At 64.8% G+C, this 13390-nt stretch carries 13 protein-coding genes; 5 read left to right on the forward strand and 8 right to left on the reverse strand.

The window, feature by feature from the left end; translation table 11 throughout:
- Positions 1–4 precede the first annotated feature (4 nt).
- The 5 genes from M3B90_RS07310 to M3B90_RS07330 are packed head-to-tail and all read left to right on the forward strand — an operon-like array spanning position 5 to position 3645.
- A complete protein-coding gene (locus M3B90_RS07310) occupies positions 5–625 on the forward strand; it encodes a disulfide bond formation protein DsbA (protein ID WP_259889450.1) in 621 nt (206 codons plus the stop codon).
- Between the two features lie 38 nt (positions 626–663).
- Positions 664–1128: a ribose-5-phosphate isomerase gene (locus M3B90_RS07315; protein ID WP_259889451.1), complete on the forward strand. Its 465-nt coding sequence runs from the start codon at positions 664–666 to the stop codon at positions 1126–1128.
- Between the two features lie 17 nt (positions 1129–1145).
- Positions 1146–2153, forward strand: coding sequence for an Fpg/Nei family DNA glycosylase (locus M3B90_RS07320; protein WP_259889454.1), 1008 nt, complete (start codon positions 1146–1148; stop codon positions 2151–2153).
- 1 nt (position 2154) lies between these two features.
- The gene (locus M3B90_RS07325; protein ID WP_259889514.1) at positions 2155–2655 is read left to right on the forward strand and encodes a GNAT family N-acetyltransferase; all 501 of its coding nucleotides are present in this window, start codon (positions 2155–2157) and stop codon (positions 2653–2655) included.
- A 21-nt stretch (positions 2656–2676) separates the two neighbouring features.
- A complete protein-coding gene (locus tag M3B90_RS07330; protein ID WP_259889455.1) occupies positions 2677–3645 on the forward strand; it encodes an isoaspartyl peptidase/L-asparaginase family protein in 969 nt (322 codons plus the stop codon).
- Positions 3646–3749: 104 nt separating this feature from the next.
- On the opposite strand, the gene M3B90_RS07335 is transcribed toward M3B90_RS07330, so the two are convergent.
- The 8 genes from M3B90_RS07335 to M3B90_RS07370 form a co-directional block, all read right to left on the reverse strand.
- A complete protein-coding gene (locus tag M3B90_RS07335; protein ID WP_259889456.1) occupies positions 3750–5330 on the reverse strand; it encodes a glycoside hydrolase family 10 protein in 1581 nt (526 codons plus the stop codon).
- A gap of 122 nt (positions 5331–5452) precedes the next feature.
- Entirely contained in the window at positions 5453–6364 is a 912-nt protein-coding gene (locus M3B90_RS07340) for a MurR/RpiR family transcriptional regulator (RefSeq protein ID WP_016664247.1), read from the reverse strand.
- A gap of 10 nt (positions 6365–6374) precedes the next feature.
- Complete coding sequence (gene murQ, locus M3B90_RS07345; RefSeq protein WP_259889458.1) at positions 6375–7373, reverse strand: N-acetylmuramic acid 6-phosphate etherase; 999 nt, start codon at positions 7371–7373, stop codon at positions 6375–6377.
- Complete coding sequence (locus M3B90_RS07350; protein ID WP_259889460.1) at positions 7366–8589, reverse strand: anhydro-N-acetylmuramic acid kinase; 1224 nt, start codon at positions 8587–8589, stop codon at positions 7366–7368. The genes murQ and M3B90_RS07350 overlap by 8 nt, the downstream gene beginning before the upstream one ends.
- Positions 8586–10085 carry a glycoside hydrolase family 3 N-terminal domain-containing protein gene (locus tag M3B90_RS07355; RefSeq protein WP_259889462.1) on the reverse strand — a complete coding sequence of 500 codons (1500 nt, stop codon included), beginning with the start codon at positions 10083–10085 and terminating at the stop codon, positions 8586–8588. Before M3B90_RS07355 ends, M3B90_RS07350 begins: the two co-directional genes overlap by 4 nt.
- Positions 10086–10094: 9 nt before the next feature.
- On the reverse strand, positions 10095–10961 hold the full coding sequence (locus M3B90_RS07360) for a carbohydrate ABC transporter permease (protein WP_082738649.1): 867 nt from the start codon (positions 10959–10961) through the stop codon (positions 10095–10097).
- A complete protein-coding gene (locus M3B90_RS07365; protein WP_016664252.1) occupies positions 10958–11926 on the reverse strand; it encodes a carbohydrate ABC transporter permease in 969 nt (322 codons plus the stop codon). Before M3B90_RS07365 ends, M3B90_RS07360 begins: the two co-directional genes overlap by 4 nt.
- Positions 11927–12015: 89 nt before the next feature.
- On the reverse strand, positions 12016–13320 hold the full coding sequence (locus tag M3B90_RS07370; RefSeq protein WP_061211260.1) for a sugar ABC transporter substrate-binding protein: 1305 nt from the start codon (positions 13318–13320) through the stop codon (positions 12016–12018).
- Positions 13321–13390: the final 70 nt, after the last annotated feature.

A 13390-nucleotide genomic window follows, 5' to 3' on the forward strand; every position in this document is an offset into this window, starting at 1 on the left:
CACCGTGAGCGCGACGAACCGCGACGTTCTCCTCTACATCGACCCCACGTGCCCGTTCGCGTGGGTGACGAGCCGCTGGCTCCTCCACGCCGTGAAAGAGCGCCCCGAATACACCCCGTGCTTTTCGATCATGTCGCTTTACGTGCTCAACGAGGGCCGCGATCTCGACCCGAATTACCGCGCCCTCATTGACCAGACCCTGAGCCCCGCACACCTTTTCATGGCCGTGCAGCGTGAACTCGGCCAGGAGGCGTTCTCGAAGCTTTACACGGCGTGGGGCGAGCGCTTCCACGTGCAGGACCGCAAGGACGACTACCTTGAGATCGCGCGTGAATCGCTCGAAGAAGCGGGGATCGATGCTTCCTACCTCGAGCACTGGGAAGGTCGCACCTACGAGGCCGAGCTGCGCGAGGAACAGGCGAAAGTCCAGAAGATGGTTGGTGACGACGTGGGCACGCCCGTGATCTCTTTCGGTTCCGGCACCGCATACTTCGGTCCCGTTTTAACGCGCGCTCCGCGAGGCGAGGAAGCCGGCGCCTTGCTCGATGGTCTCGCCGCGATGACGACCGTGCGTGGCTTCTCCGAACTCAAACGTGCCCGCACCGGCGGTCTCGACTTCTCCTGAAGCTTCCTCTATTTCGATCACAGAAGAAAGGGCCGCTCATGCGCCTTCACATCGCCACCGACCACGCCGGCTATGACCTCAAAAACCGGCTCATCACCGTCTTTGAGGAGAAGGGCCATGAGGTCATCGATCACGGCGCGTTCGAGGTTGATCCGCTCGATGACTACCCGCCCTTCTGCTCGGACTGTGGGGAGGCCGTCGTTGCGGACCCGGGGAGCCTCGGCATCGTGATCGGCGGTTCGGGCAATGGCGAGCAGATCGCCGCAAACAAGGTCAAGGGCGTGCGCGCGGCCCTCGTGTGGAATGAGGCCACCGCGAAGCTTGCACGTGAGCACAACGACGCGAATGTGATCGCCGTTGGTGCGCGTCAGCACAGCGAGGACGAGCTCATCGGCCTCATCGAGACGTTTGTACACGAGCCCTTCTCGGGCGACGAACGCCACGTGCGACGCATCGGCAAGATCGCCGAATACGAGAAGACGGGCACATACGCCAAGCGCTAACGAAAGGGCGGTGAGTGATGCCCGAGGGGCACACAATTCACCGGCTCGCACGCGCGATGAACGCCGCATTCGGGAAAACCCGGGTGCGGCTTTCCTCACCGCAGGGCCGGTTTGAGCAAGGAGCCGCGGAACTCGATGGCTGGGTCATGGCGCGTGCCGAGGCGGCCGGCAAGCACCTCTTTTTGGGCTTCGCTCCTCACGGCGACGCCGACCCGGTGCGATTCATTCACATTCACCTCGGGCTGTATGGCTCATGGACTTTCGCGGGTAGCGAGAGTTTTCATCAGGTGCGCGCGATCGGGGCGCCCCGCAGGGGGCTTGAGGTGGGGTCCGACGGTTCCTGGGCCTCGATTGTGCCCGGGGCAAACGTCCGACTCCGCATTCGCGGAACGGAGGGGCTTGCTGACTTGACGGGGCCGAACCAGTGCCGCGTGATCGATGGGGCCGAACGCGAGGCAGTGCTCGCGCGGCTTGGGCCCGATCCGCTTCGCGATGACGCGGACCCGGGCGAGTTCGTTCGGCGCATAAAAAAATCCCGCCAGAGCATAGGCCAGCTTCTCATGGACCAGCGCGTATGCGCGGGCATCGGCAACATTTACCGCGCCGAGCTGCTATTTCGCGCCAGGCTCGACCCGTATGTACCCGGTAGTGAGCTCACGGCACCGCTGATCGAGGCGCTGTGGGAGGATCTCGTGCCGCTCATGACCTACGGCGAGCGCACGGGTCGCATCGTCACGACCCAGCCCGAGCATCGCAAGATCCACCGCGAGCTCAACGAGCGCACCGTGCCCGTGTATCAAAACGGGGACGATGACCCCGCGGCCGTTCCGCGAGAGGAATCGTTTTACGTGTACCACCGCCAGGGTTTCCCGTGCCGCGTGTGCGAAGCGCACATTCGCGATGCCGACCTCGCGGGGCGCGCGCTCTACTGGTGCCCCCGCTGCCAGCGGCGCCGCGTGCGCAAAGCGGGGTGGACGGACGTGAACAGTGCAGCGAGCTGGGCCTACACTCGGGAAGGTGAATGAGATGAACCGGCACCCCAAGTATGAGATGCGGACCCTTGAAACACGGCCCGACGGCGCCCAGCTCAAGGCGTCCCACCTCAGCTTCATGGATCCCGAAATCGTGTACTCGCTGTGCATGCTGCGCCAAGACGTGTTCATCCTCGAACAGCAGGTGACGAGCGAGCAGGAGCTTGACGGGCTCGATCGCGAGGATTCGACGATCACGCTCTGGTGGGAAAAAGACGGCGATGTGATTGGCACGATTCGTGTGTTCCCCGGCGACGGCTGCATGAGAATCGGGCGCCTCGCGTGCGCGAAGAGCGCGCGCCGCGGCGGCTTTGGCGGCGCTCTCATGGCCGCGGCGATCGACCTGTGCAAGGAACGTGAGAGCACACAGAAAATCGTGATCCACGGGCAGTCGTACCTCAAGGGCTGGTACGAGTCGCTCGGATACGTGACCGTGAGCGACGAATTCGAGGAAGCCGGCATTGCGCACTACACGATGGAGTACCGGCATCCGTAAACAATCTCGAGGAGGAGCCACATGAGCACAAACGTCTCCGCCGCGCGCACAGTCGGCGAGGAGAACGTCCAGCCACCAGCCACCCTTACGCTTCACCGGGCGAGCGCCGAGCCGTGGGCGCTCGCGATTCACGGCGGCGCCGGTGGGCGCATCCTCGAGCTCGGTGAACAGGCTGACTACGCGAGTGGCCTGCGCGAGGCACACGCGGCCGGTGAAGCGGTACTGTCGGGCGGCGGAAACGCGCTCGAGGCGTGCTGCGCTGCTGTGCAATCGCTCGAGGAGAACCCGCTGTTCAATGCCGGACGTGGCGCGGCGCTCGCGAAAGACGGCCGTGCCGAACTCGATGCCTCGGTCATGGACGGGGCTAGCGGTCTTGCCGGGGCCGTTCTCGCGAGTCAGCACGCCAAGAGCCCGGTGCGTGCGGCGCGCGCCGTCATGGAACACACCGATCACGTCATGATCGTCGATCCGCCAGCGCAGCTCGTGCGTGAGTGGAGCCTCGAGGTCGCAAACCCCGAGTGGTTCGTCACCGAGCGGCGCCTCGCACAGCTGCGACGGCTGCTCGACAAGAGTGAGAGCGGCCCGAGGCACGGCACCGTCGGAGCCGTGGCCCTTGATGCGAACGGCCACCTCGCCGCCGCAACCTCGACCGGAGGAATCAGCGCGCAGGATGTCGGTCGGATCGGGGACACCCCCGTGATCGGGGCGGGCACGTACGCGCGCGATGGACTCGCGGCGCTGTCATGTACGGGGGACGGCGAGGCCTTCCTCCGCGGCGTTGTGGCCTACGACGTTGCTGCACGCATGAGGTATGCGGGCTGCGACCTTCCCTCTGCCGTTGCGGCCACCATCGAGGAGACCCTCACCGAAAAGGGCTCGAGCGGAGGCCTCATCGCAGTGCTGCCCACCGGGGAAATGGTCATCGCTCATAACTCTCCCATGATGTTTTCGGCGTACCGTGACGGGTCCGAGGTGCGCGTCCACCTCTAGTGAACAATCGCGCCCTTCGTCGCACGCCCCAAACGGTGAGGGTGCAGAAAACGAAGCGATGTGCCCGTTTTCTGCACCCTCATCCAGATGCATAGAAGCCCCGGTCAGCGTGCGCGGGTTGGCTTCGAGGGATCAGACTCGTTCCACAGACGATCGAGCGCCGTCACGACGATCCAGTCACCGCCCGCGACCCCCTCAACGTGAACGCTCTGGCGCACGACCTGCTCATCGGCGCGCACACACGCGAGAAGGTTGCGGCCAACTGCGAGTTCGGCGGGATTGAATCGCGCACCCGAGACCCGGTAGAGCGCGAAACTCGTCGCCTCAGAATGAGGGTGGCGATTGAACTCGACCACGGCATTACCGCGCGAGCAACGCACCTTGAGGCCTTTTGGCGTGCGCGGCGCGGCTCCTCCCATGTGAGCGATGACAGGCACGATCGCGGGATGGGCGTAGTGGCGGCGAACGACCTCGCCCATCGCACCGTCTCGCTCATCACGCACTGACTTCGCCGAGAAGTACACATCGCCCTCGACACGCGGGTAGTCGCGATTGAAGTCGAGGTGGCGTGCCATCTCTTCCGGATCCTCGATTGCGCCCGAGGCCTGCTTGTACATCGCTTGGCCGATGTAGAGTGCGACGTCTGTGCCCTCGACGACATCGTTCCACCAGGGAACGAGTGCCGCGTAGTCGGCGACCTCGAGCCCGATCGGCCAGTAGATCTGCGGATTGATGTAGTCGACGAGGCCATCCTTGACCCAAGCGCGCGAATCCGCGCAAATGATCTCGTAGCTCTCCGACCCGCTCGTGGCAGAACCGGCGGGATCGCTCGTGTTGTTGCGCCAAATGCCGAACGGGCTGATACCGAACTTCACCCACGGCTTGCACGCGCGAATACGATCGCGCATCTCGCGGATGAAGAGCGTGATGTTTTCTCGGCGCCAGTCGTCGAGGGCACGCGTGCCATCCGAGTAGCGCTCATAGGTCGCCTGGTCCGGGTAGTCCTTACCTTCAACCTTGTACGGATAGAAGTAGTCGTCGAAGTGGACCGCATCGATGTCGTAGTGCTCGACCGAGTGCATGATCGCGCGTAGCGAGTGCTCGCGAACCTCTGGGATGCCCGGATCGAAATAGGTCTTCGTGCCGTACGCCCATGCCCACTCCTCGTTCACGAGCGCTGGATGGTCGGGGACGAGGTGTTCGACGGATTCGGTCATCGACACCCGGAAGGGGTTGTACCACGCGTGGAATTCGAGGTTGCGCTTGTGGGCCTCCTCGATCTGGAATGCGAGGGGATCAAATCCCGGGTCCTTGCCCTGTTCGCCCGTGAGGAACTGCGACCACGGTTCATACGGCGAGGGCCAGAAGGCATCGGCAGCCGGGCGAATTTGCGAAATCACCGCGTTGAGGTTGAGTTCTTTCGCCAGGTCAAGCCAGGCGAGGAATTCCGCTTTGGAGTCCTCGACGCTGAGGCCGGTGCGGCTCGGGTAGTCGATATTGTCGGTGGAGGCGATCCACATCGCGCGAAACTCGCGTGCGCGTGGGGCCACGGCTGCGTCGGAGGCGCTCGGCTCCTGCGGTGAAGGCGATGCGACGGCCGGGACCGCACCGATCGCGACGGCGAAGGCGCCCGCGCTGGCGGCGCCGGAGAGGGTCACGAATGAACGGCGTGAAAGATGAGTCATGAAGGTCTCCTCGTTGAGATGCTCGTGACGGTGGAGAAACGACGTTAAGTGCCGAATGCGGGCCCTGACCTGCAGTATTCCCCACCCTGAAAGTGGAAGGGATGAAGCGCCGGTGGTGTGGGTTACCGCCTCCTTGCCGAGACCGCGGAATACGTGCGCGCGAGCGCCTCGTGAGCCTCGTCCATGCGCATTTGCGCAATGGCGACAAAGAGGAAATCTACGACGGTAAGCTGCGCAATCCTTGAAGCCGTCGCTCCCGAGCGCAGCTCCGACTCGTGGGCGTGAGTCAGCAGCGTGATATCGGCAAGGCGGGCGATCTCACTCGACGGTGCATTCGTAATCGCGATCGTGGCTGCGCCCGCATCCTGCGCAATCGCGAGCGAATCAAGAATGTCGAGCGTTTCGCCGGAGTGCGAAATACCGACCGCGACATCACCGTCGCCCATGAGCGACGCCGCAGGCAAAGCCTGGTGGGCATCCACGTAGCTCGTGGCGCGCATCCCAATCCGCGCGAGTTTTTGTTCGAGGTCCATCGCCGCAAACGCGGAAGCTCCCACACCGAACGTCACCACCTGGCGGGCTCTCGTGCACAACGTGCGCGCACGCTCGAGTTCGCTGATGCTCACGGCATCGGCGGTATCGGCAACCGCGCGCGAATCGGCAAACGCCACCTTCTTGACGACCGCCTCGAGGGAGTCCTGCGGGTCGATGTCGGCGGCAAGCGCGCTCGCGGCACGCTCATCGCCTCCCGCGATGGTTGTCGCGCGCCCGCGCGAAAACGCCAGGTCTTCACGGAACGCGGCCCTCAACTCCCTAAAGCCGCTGAAGCCGAGGCTCGTGGCGAGCCGCACGATGCTCGCGGGCGACGTGCGAGAGGCCGCGGCGATCTCGGCAATGGGCCGAGCGAGGGCCTCGTCGGGGTGATCCAAGAGGTAGCGGCTCGCGCGCGCGAGGGTGCGCGACTCGCTCTTAGCGGCATCCTCGAGAGCATCGAGGACACGTGCCGGTGGGCGCTGGAAGTCTTCGGCGGTCATGGTGGGGTGCCTATCGTTCCTCGGCGACCGTCGGAGAGCCCACGCGGGCGCGCAAGGCTTCGCTTGCCGAACGAATCCCCGAGGCGTCCCCCGGGCGCTTGGCAGAAGGCGGGAACTGCGCGAGCACCTCGAGGGCCTCCGGAGCGTGCTCGAGCGAGGCTCCAGCGAGGAGGAGCACGAGGGCGGCGCGCAGGTTGTTCTCGGTCGCGCCAAGTGCCGCGCGCGCGTCGTTTTCACTCGCACCCGTTGCTTCGCGCACGATGCGCACCGTGCGCGCCACGAGCTTCTCATTCGTCGCGCGAACATCGATCATGAGGTTCTCGAAGGTCTTGCCGAGACGCACCATCACCGACGTCGACAGGGCGTTGAGGAGCACCTTTTGCGCGGTCGCAGCTTTCATGCGGGTCGATCCCGTGACAACCTCGGGGCCCGTGTTCACGAGAAGCGGCACATCGGCAAGCGCCGCGAGCGGCGCATTCGGGTTCGCGCTTACGAGCGCTGTCGCGAGTCCGCGCTCGCGGGCCGCCGCAAGGGCGCCCTTCACGTACGGGGTGCGGCCGCTCGCGGCAAGGCCCACGATGACGTCGTGCTCACCCGCGTGGTCCGCAATGACACTCGCGCCGAGCTCTTCGCTGTCTTCGGCGCCCTCGACAGCCTTCATCATCGCAACGTCCCCGCCCGCGAGATGCGCGACGAACATGTCGGAGTCAGCGTTATACGTGGGCAGAAGCTCGACTGCGTCGAGAACCCCGAGCCTGCCCGAGGTGCCCGCGCCAACGTAGTGCACGCGGCCCCCGTTCGTGAGGGCGTCCACGCACAGGTCGGTCAAGCGCGCGATCTCGTGGGTCAGTGCTTGCACGGCCGCGACGACCGTGGCATCTTCCGCGAGGATGCGCGAGACAACCTGCTCGGATGCGAGCGTATCGATGTCGCGCGAGCGGGGATTGCGCTCTTCGGTAGGCGAGTGCACCTGGACGAGCGGAGTGAGCGGGCCTTGTGAATCAGTCACGGGAATCCTTCACGAGAAGTTGGCGGGGTGCGGTTGTCGAAAGCGGGACGGTGCGCAGGGCGTGCGGCGGGGTAAGCTGACCGAGGACAGCGGGCTCTGTCGCGCCGGTGGCATCGATCAGAGCACCGGGCAGGCCGTGCGCGGAGTAGTAGCCGATGAGGGCCATGAGGAACGCCTCTTTGATGTCGGGGTCGAGGCCGCCAAGCGGCCCCGTAGTCACCGTACATCCGGGTAGGAGGGCTTCGATGCGGGCCATGAGGGTCGGGTTGTGGGCGCCGCCGCCGGTCACGTGAAGGCGCGTGCGAGGCTCGCGCCCCACTTCGGCCTTGAGCGCATCGGCGAGAGCGCGGGCAGTGAGTTCCGTGAGCGTCGCGAGCAGGTTTTCCGTGCTAAGCACGTCCAGGTCGATGCCCGCTTCGCGTGCGCGAGCATCGAGCCACGCCGGCGAAAAATACTCCCTGCCCGTGGACTTCGGAAAGGGAAGTGCGAAGTAAGGGTCGGCGAGCAGCGCTGAAAGAAGGGTGTCGTCCACACGTCCGGCGGCGGCTCGGGCGCCATCCGTATCGCACGCCGTTCCAGTGCGAAGGGCGGCGGCCGCGTCGATGAGCCCGTTACCGGGGCCCGTGTCGCCCGCGCGCACGAGCGGGGGAGCGGTTGGTCCGACGGCTGCCGGGGTGCACAGCGTCGCATTGACTATGCCACCGATGTTCACCGCGCATCCGCCGTCGGGGCCGAGCAGGAGTTGGTCGAGGAGAGGGGCGAGTGGCGCGCCGGTCCCGCCACGGGCGATGTCGGCGCTGCGCACGGTGCTCAGCGCCGCAATCCCGGTTGCGGCGTGGATACGGGAGGCGTCCCCAATGGCGAGGGTCGCGAGGGTGCGCCCGCCCTCGACGTTGTGAAAGAGCGTTTGCCCGGGCGAGACGACAAGATCGAGTGGTGTGTCGGATCCGAGTTCGCGCGCATCTTCGCGCACGCTTGTGACGACGCCAGCGAGGAACTCGCCAACGTGCGCATCGAGCAGTGTGAGTTCCGCGAGCGAGGGAACACTCGCGCTGGTCACGGCCTCGAGGACGCGGCCGCGAAGCGCTTCGGGCCACGGGCGCTCACCCGAGCTCTTCACGCGTGCGTGAAGCACGTCGCCGTCGCGGGAGAAATCGACGAGGGCGAAATCCGCCGAATCAACCGACGTGCCCGTCATGAGACCGAGGATCCTCATCGCGCGACCTCTCCCAAAGCGAGATCGGCTGCGGCGTTCATGACGCCCCGACTCGCACCATAGGTGAGAAGAACGGTGGCGGGCGATGAGAGCGTGTGGGGGAGCGGTGCCGTTTCCGGAACACCCGTGTGAAGGACGATCAGGCGCGAGCCCAACTCGTGTGCATTCGCGGCGGCCTGCTCGAGACGAGCCGTTTCCGCGTCACTCGCCGAGCCAAGCCGAGTGAGCACGAACGTCACCTGCGGGCTTTCGTAGCCCGGCGGCGGGTCTGCGGGTAGAAGACGAATATCTCGATGCTCGAGTACCGGCGCGAGGAAGGTGCGCCCTTTACCCGCCGCGTAATCGTGCGCGAAACGCGCATCGACGATGGCTGCGGTGGAAACTTGGTCCGCGACAGGCGACGACTCGAGTGCCCACCGCACCGCACGTCGAGAGGCACGCTCGCCAACTGCCTCGAGATGAGCCTCCGCACTCTCGAGTGCCTCCGCGGTGCACGCAGACGCGCTCGCGCGGCCCGCGAATGTCGTGCGCACGCGCTCGGCGCGCGAGCGCAGCTCACCGCGATCGAGCCGCCCCGAACGAAGAGCCTCAGCGATCGCGTCGTGGGCCTCGACAAGCATGTTCTCGCCATCGCGGCGGATCGACGTCCCAAGACACAGCAGGTGCGCACCTGCCTCAAGCGCCCGCACGGTTGCCTCCGCGTAGCCCACCGATTCGGTAATCGCCCCCATGTCGAGAGCATCGGTGACGACGAGCGCATCGGGATTGGTCTGCGCAGCGAGAGAATACGACCACGGGGCAATCGTTGCGGGCCCATCACCGAGCGACGGCACACACACGTGGCCCGTCATGAGGGCATCGGGCGCGCTGCCGAGCTCGCGGAAGGCCGCGACATGCTGGGCGAGGGCGTCCTCGCGCGACAGGGCGACCGTCGGAACCCCCAGGTGCGAATCCACCGCAGTGTCCCCGTGCCCGGGAAAATGCTTCGCGCAGCTCAGCACTCCCGCGCGCGAAAGCCCCTCGCACACCGCCCGCGCATGCCGCGCGACCAGCCCCGGCGACGTGCCGAAACTGCGGGCACCGATCACGGGATTTGCAGGGTTCGTGTTGACGTCTGCGACGGGGGCGAAGTTCATGCGTACGCCAATCGCGGCAAGCACCCGTCCGATGGCCTCGCCGTATTCGCGCGAAAGCTCGGGATCGTTGATGTCGCCGAAACCACGGGCTGCTGGAAACGCGCCGCCGCGCGCCGCATAGAGCCGGGTGACGTCGCCGCCCTCCTCGTCGATCGTGACGATCGGCTCTGTGCAACTCGCCTCGCGCACCTGGGTGATGAGCCTTTGGGCCTCGCGCGTATTCGGCGTGTTGTACCCGAACAGGCACACACCGCCGAGTCCGGCCTCGAGCGCCTTCGCGAGCCATTCAGGGACGTCCGTGCCGGGAAAAGACGCGAGAAGCGGGGCGAGAGCATCGGCATCAAAACGAGACTGAGACATGGTCACCTTCTAACCTTTGACCGCGCCTGCCGTGAGCCCCGACGACAGCTGGCGCTGGACCAGGACGAAGAAGATCACAACGGGAAGCGCGATGATGGTCGAGGCGGCCATGATCGGCCCCCAGTCGGCCGTGTTCTGGGTGAAGAACGTCCGCAGGCCAACACCTACCGTGTACTTCGAAGAGTCCGTCATAAACGTGAGGGCAAAAATGAATTCGTTCCACGCGGTGATGAACGCGAACACGCTCGTGGCGACGAGACCGGGGGCGACGAGCGGCAGGAGAATCGAGAAGAACATCCTGAACCATCCGGCGCCATCGATGTAGGCGGCTTCCTCAAGTTCCTTCGGGACCGCGGCGACGAAACCCTTGAGGTTCCAAATCGCGAACGGAAGCGAGAAGGCGAGATAGACGATCACGAGCCCGAGGAGCGAGTTGAGCATGTTGAGGGTGCGCGCCTGGAGGAACAGCGGGATCACGAGAGCCTCGAGCGGCACCATCTGCACCATGAGCACGAGAACGAGCACGACGGTGCGAAGGCGGAAGCGGTAGCGAGCGACGCCAATCGCGGCGAACAGCGCGATTGCACCCGACAGGAGCACGGTGCCGGCCGCGACGATGAGGGAGACCTTGATGTACTCGAAGAAGTTCGCGTCGATCAGGACAGTTTTAAAGTGATCGAGGGTGAAGCCCGAAGGCAAAATGCCCGCGCCGCGAGAGTTTGCGTGCGTGTCCACAGCGGTCGTGAGCATCCAGTAAAACGGGAAGAGCGCGTAGAGGAGAAGAAGGGCGATGCCGAACGCCTTCGCGATATTTGCGGGGCGAAGCGGGTTCTTCTTATTGGCGGGTGTGGCGCCTGTCGAAGCGGTGGTGCTCACAGTTCATCCTCCTTCATGAGTGCGCGCATGTAGACCACGGAGATCGCGAGAAGGACGAGAGTGAGAAGTACCGCGATAGCAGAGCCCATGCCGTACTTTCCCTGCCCAAACGACTCGGTGTAGGACCACACGCCGAGGTTCATCATGTGCCTGTTCGACCCATCGCCGCCGGGCATGAGATAGATCTGCGTGAAGACCTTGAAGTCCCAAATCGTCGACAAGATGATGCACACGGCGAGGATCGGGCGGATCATCGGGATGGTGACGTTCGTGAAGCGCTTGAACGCACTCGCGCCATCGACTTTCGCGGCCTCATACAGGGACTCCGGGATCGTGAGGAGCCCGGCGAGGGTCGTCACGGCGATAAAGGGAAAGCCGTGGTACACGACATTGAGTGCGGCAATTCCGTAAAACGCGAGGCGAGAATCCCACCAGTTGGCGCTGCCCGGAGTGAACAGCCCGAGTGATTCAAGGACGCTCGCCACGAACCCGCTCGTGGGGTCGAAAAGCCACACAAACACGTACGTGCCGGTCAGCGCGGGAACGGCCCACGCGACCATGATCGCGCCGATGCAGATGTTGCGCCACGTGAGCGAGAGCGTATTGAGAAACAGCGCAACGGCAACACCCACGAGCATCGTCAGCACCACGCACACGGCCGCAAATCCGACGGTGTTGGGAAGCACGGTTGTCCACAGATGCGGGTCGCTGAGAATCGCCGAATAGTTGGCGAAGCCCACGTAGTTGGTGGTGCCCTTCAGCAGGTTACGCAGGCCGTAGTCCTGAAGCGAGAGGTCGAATACGCGAAACAGGGGGAAGATCAACAGGACCGCGAGCGTGAGGAGCCCGGGCGCAAGGAGCAGCCACGGCGGCAAGTGTCGGCGCGCCCACATCGACAGTCGTGACGAGCGGCTCGTGTCAGCCGGGGGCAGCGCACTCTCGTGAGTGTCGTTCATGGTGGTCATCGAGGAAGCTTTCGGACGTGAGCTGGGGGCTCGGGACCCAGCCCTCAGCGAGTGGGTCCCGAGCGATGGTCGGTGAACAAAAATGCGGCTTAGGCGCCGAAGATTCCGTCCATTTCCTTAGCGGCAGCATCAGCGGCAGCCTGCGGAGCCTGGCCACCGGCGAGCACGTTGCTCAGGAGGTTCGGGAGGGTCTTCTTGCCCTCGATCTGGCCCCACATTGGAGTAACGGGTACGGACTTGCCGGCCTCGGTCATTTGCGAAGCAAAGACCTTTGTGAGGTCGGTGCCGTTCTCGATGGTCTCGTCGAGCGCTGACTTCGTGCCGGGGAAGAAGTTCGTCTCTTCGCTCCACCGGGTCGCGAATTCGCCGGTTGTCATGAGCTTGATGAGTTCGAAGGCGAGCTCGGGCTCCTCGGAGTCCAGGAACCGGCACAGGTGGGAACCGCCCACGAAGCTGGCGGCGATCGCCGAGTCCTTGGCGGGGATGGTGAAAGCCGTGAGCTTGTTGAACAGTTCTTCGTCGCTTGCCTTCACGGTTGCGGGCACCCACGAACCGGTGATGAACATGGCGACCTTGCCCTCCTGGAACTGCTTGAGGGAGTCGGTCTCCTTCCAGGTCGAGGCGGCCTCGGTCGACGAGCCATGCTTGAGGGCGAGGTCGGTGTACCACGTGAGGCCCTCGACTGCGGGCGCTTCGTTGATGGTGGCCTTCCAGTCTTTGCCGGAGCCTTCGGCGATGTCGCCGCCTGCTCCCCAGATGAAGGGGAGGAGAGCGAAGGGGGATCCGCCGTTGACGGGGAACGGGATGACGTCGGGGTTCTTCGTCTTGAGGGTATCGATCATGGCGAGGAGGTCATCCCACGACTGGGGCTGGGAGTTGACCCCCGCGGCTTCGAGGATCTCCTTGTTCGCGAGGATCGAGCGGATGCCCGCGTACCACGGCATGCCATACAGCTTGCCGTCAAGCGTGCCCGCTTCCTTGAGTGCATCGACGAGGTCAGAGTCGATGCCGGCCTTCTTGACGTCTTCCGTGAGGTCGTCGAGGCCCCCTGCATCCGCGAACTCGGGAGTCCAGGTTGTGCCGATCTCCGCAACGTCGGGGCCGGTGCCGCCCGCCATGGCGGTCACGAACTTGTCGTGCGCACCATCCCACGGCTGGACCTCGACCTTGAGAGTCGCGCCCGTGTGCTTGGTGAACTCCTCCTGGAGGGCTTTGACGTATTCGTCAGTCTTGGCGTTCGTGCCCTCCATGATCCACAGGGTGATGGTCTTGCCGTCGTTGGCGGCCTTATCGGTGGGGTTGGAGGAGGAACCGCCCGAATTGCCGCACGCGGCGAGGCCCACGGTGGCCGCGCCGAGCGCTCCGGTGGCGATGAGGTTCCTGCGGGTGATCATAGTGTCTCCTTTGAGCTATGGGGGACGGGCACCGTCGTGAAAAAATATTTCATCCGTATGCCTCAAGATG

Source organism: Dermabacter sp. p3-SID358, from assembly GCF_025147465.1.
GTDB lineage: Bacteria > Actinomycetota > Actinomycetes > Actinomycetales > Dermabacteraceae > Dermabacter.

Excerpts from the sequence above, each read along its gene's own strand:
- M3B90_RS07315 (WP_259889451.1), top strand. The coding sequence starts at position 664 with ATGCGCCTTCACATCGCCACCGACCACGCCGGCTATGACCTCAAAAAC.
- M3B90_RS07320 (WP_259889454.1), top strand. The coding sequence starts at position 1,146 with ATGCCCGAGGGGCACACAATTCACCGGCTCGCACGCGCGATGAACGCC.
- M3B90_RS07325 (WP_259889514.1), top strand. The coding sequence starts at position 2,155 with ATGAACCGGCACCCCAAGTATGAGATGCGGACCCTTGAAACACGGCCC.
- M3B90_RS07330 (WP_259889455.1), top strand. The coding sequence starts at position 2,677 with ATGAGCACAAACGTCTCCGCCGCGCGCACAGTCGGCGAGGAGAACGTC.
- M3B90_RS07335 (WP_259889456.1), bottom strand. The coding sequence starts at position 5,330 with ATGACTCATCTTTCACGCCGTTCATTCGTGACCCTCTCCGGCGCCGCC.
- M3B90_RS07340 (WP_016664247.1), bottom strand. The coding sequence starts at position 6,364 with ATGACCGCCGAAGACTTCCAGCGCCCACCGGCACGTGTCCTCGATGCT.
- M3B90_RS07350 (WP_259889460.1), bottom strand. The coding sequence starts at position 8,589 with ATGAGGATCCTCGGTCTCATGACGGGCACGTCGGTTGATTCGGCGGAT.
- M3B90_RS07355 (WP_259889462.1), bottom strand. The coding sequence starts at position 10,085 with ATGTCTCAGTCTCGTTTTGATGCCGATGCTCTCGCCCCGCTTCTCGCG.
- M3B90_RS07365 (WP_016664252.1), bottom strand. The coding sequence starts at position 11,926 with ATGACCACCATGAACGACACTCACGAGAGTGCGCTGCCCCCGGCTGAC.
- M3B90_RS07370 (WP_061211260.1), bottom strand. The coding sequence starts at position 13,320 with ATGATCACCCGCAGGAACCTCATCGCCACCGGAGCGCTCGGCGCGGCC.